The organism is Streptomyces sp. KR55, from assembly GCF_052245645.1.
Taxonomy (GTDB): Bacteria; Actinomycetota; Actinomycetes; order Streptomycetales; family Streptomycetaceae; genus Streptomyces; species Streptomyces flavusporus.
This window is the reverse complement of the sequence record NZ_JBQQCE010000797.1, coordinates 1-2,446: the sequence shown is the minus strand read 5'-3', so window position 1 is coordinate 2,446 and position 2,446 is coordinate 1. Positions and strand designations below refer to the sequence as shown.

General features: G+C 72.6%; 3 protein-coding genes. All 3 read left to right on the top strand.

From position 1 onward, the window contains the following. The first annotated feature begins 374 nt into the window (after nucleotides 1–374). Nucleotides 375–941: a helix-turn-helix domain-containing protein gene (locus ACTWQJ_RS50200; RefSeq protein WP_443313017.1), complete on the top strand. Its 567-nt coding sequence runs from the start codon at nucleotides 375–377 to the stop codon at nucleotides 939–941. Then, nucleotides 941–1,660 (top strand): helical backbone metal receptor, encoded by a 720-nt coding sequence (locus ACTWQJ_RS50195; RefSeq protein WP_443313016.1) that lies wholly within the window; start codon nucleotides 941–943, stop codon nucleotides 1,658–1,660. The genes ACTWQJ_RS50200 and ACTWQJ_RS50195 overlap by 1 nt, the downstream gene beginning before the upstream one ends. 57 nt (nucleotides 1,661–1,717) lie before the next feature. Beyond that, on the top strand, nucleotides 1,718–2,446 hold a 729-nt coding region (locus ACTWQJ_RS50190), incomplete at its 3' end, for a LysR family transcriptional regulator (RefSeq protein WP_443313015.1).

Here is a 2,446-nt window from a genome sequence, read left to right as displayed (position 1 = left end):
AGGTGAAACCCACCCCTCGTGGCATTGCCCCGTACCCGGACAGTGGAAGGAACGAAAAGGATCCGGCCAACCACGAAGAGCTACGCCCTGCCCGAGCCTCGTCCGCTCGACCGTGTGGCTGCCGCCGCTGTGGTGAGAACATCTGGCGAGCCTCACGCGTTGCAGTGAGAAGGACGCCCGCGTAAGACCACTGTGAGGGCCGATCCACTGGCGCGAACTGTGAGGTCGGGAGGCATCCGGTGTGACGGCGATGTGACAGGCGCATGAAACGGTTTGCCGAACATGCGTAGGGTGCAGAGAACTCATCAGAACGGAGTGCGCCCGGACAGCGGCGCATGAGGAGCGAGCGACGAGCGAAGGAGGGAGCCGGAGCGATGGGCGACCACAAAGAGCAGTCCCTTCGAGTAGGCGCGGCCGTACGGCGGCGGCGCCGCGCCCTGGAGCTCACCCTCGCCGTCGTGGCCGAGCGCAGCGGCCTGTCGGTCCCCTTCCTGAGCCAGGTGGAGAACGACCGGGCGCGACCCAGCCGCAGCTCCCTGGAGAAGGTCGCCGACGCCCTGCGCACCACCGCCGTCGAACTCCTCGCGGCCGCCGACCCGGCGTGCAGCGTCGACGTGGTGCGCTGCGAGAGCACCGAGCCGACGCCCGAACCGCAGGTGCGCTCCCTGGTGCGTGGTCACCATCAGATGCATGCCTCGGAGTTCACTGGCGACCATGACGCCGGGCGTGAATTCCAGTACCGCAACGACCAGTTGATGTACGTCGCGGACGGCGCGGTGGAGATCGAGGCGGAGGGGCGCGCCTATCGCCTGGGCCGCGGCGACACGCTGTACCTCACGGGCGGTGTCCGGCACCGCTGGCGGGCCGCCGAGCCGGACACACGGGTCCTCGTCGTCGCCGTGGCCGAGCACATCGAGGCCGTCCACGACAAGCCCCGGTAGTGCGGGTCGTCTCGCTGGTGCCGTCGCTGACGGAGGCCGTGGCGGTGTCCGTGCCCGGCGCTCTGGCCGGCGCCACCGACTGGTGCACCCGTCCGGCGGATCTCGACGTCATCCGCGTCGGCGGCACCAAGAACCCCAAGGCCGAGCGTATCCTCGCCCTCGCCCCCGACCTGGTGATCGCCAACGAGGAGGAGAACCGCGCCCCCGACCTCGACGCCCTGCGCGCCGCCGGCGTCGAGGTACTGGTGACCGAGGTGCGGGACGTGCCGCAGGCCTTCCGTGAGCTGGCCCGGGTGCTGGACGCCTGCGGTGCCGGGTCCCGGCCGCGGTGGCTGGACGAGGCCGAGGCGGCCTGGTCGCGGCCACCCGTCCTGGACCCTCGTACGACCGCCGTGGTGCCGATCTGGCGGCGGCCGTGGATGGTGCTGGGCCGGGACACCTTCGCGGGCGACGTACTGGCCCGCCTCGGCGTCGACCACCTGTACGCGGGCCACGCGGACCGCTATCCACGGATCCCCCTGGAGGACCTGCGCGCGGCGGCACCGGACGTGGTCGTGCTGCCGGACGAGCCCTACCGCTTCACCGCAGACGACGGCCCGGAGGCCTTCGCGGGGCTGTCGTGCGCACTCGTCAGCGGCCGGCACCTGACGTGGTACGGGCCGTCGCTCGTCGAGGCACCACGGGTGCTGGGCGAGGCCCTGCGAGCAGCTCTCCGCTGAGCAGGCCGCCACCGGGGAGCCAGGGAGTATGCCTCTATCGAGGCATAAGGTGGAGTTATGAGCTGGTCGGAGGAGCAGGAGAACGGGCGGCCGTCCACGAACGGTGGCTCGCTGGCGCACCGGGTGCCGGATCTGGGCGCGCTGGAGCTGCTGCTGGCGGTGGCCCGGCTGGGCAGCCTCGGCGCGGCGGCCCGTGAGGTCGGCATCACCCAGCCGGCGGCCAGCAGCCGGATCCGCTCCATGGAGCGGCAGCTGGGCGTGGCCCTGGTGGACCGATCCCCGCGCGGATCGCAGCTCACGGACGCCGGTGCGCTGGTGACCGACTGGGCACGCCGGGTCGTCGAGGCGGCGGAGGCCTTCGACGCGGGGGCACAGGCGCTGCGGGACCGGCGGGACTCGCGGCTGCGGGTCGCGGCCAGCATGACGATCGCCGAGTACCTGCTGCCGGGCTGGCTGCTGGCGCTGCGCGCCCAGCGACCGGACACGGCGGTGTCACTGCTCGCGGGCAACTCGGCGGCCGTGGCGGAGCGGCTGCTGGCCGACGAGGCCGACCTGGGCTTCGTGGAGGGACTGACGGTGCCGACCGGGCTGGACTCGGTCGTCATCGCCCACGACCACCTGATCGTCGTCACAGCACCCGGCCACCCCTGGGCCCGCCGACGCCGCCCGCTGCCGGCCGAGGAACTGGCGGCTACGCCGCTGGTCCTCCGGGAGAAGGGCTCGGGCACCCGCCAGGTCCTGGACGCCGCGCTGGGCGGCCTCGCCCGGCCGCTGATCGAGCTGTCC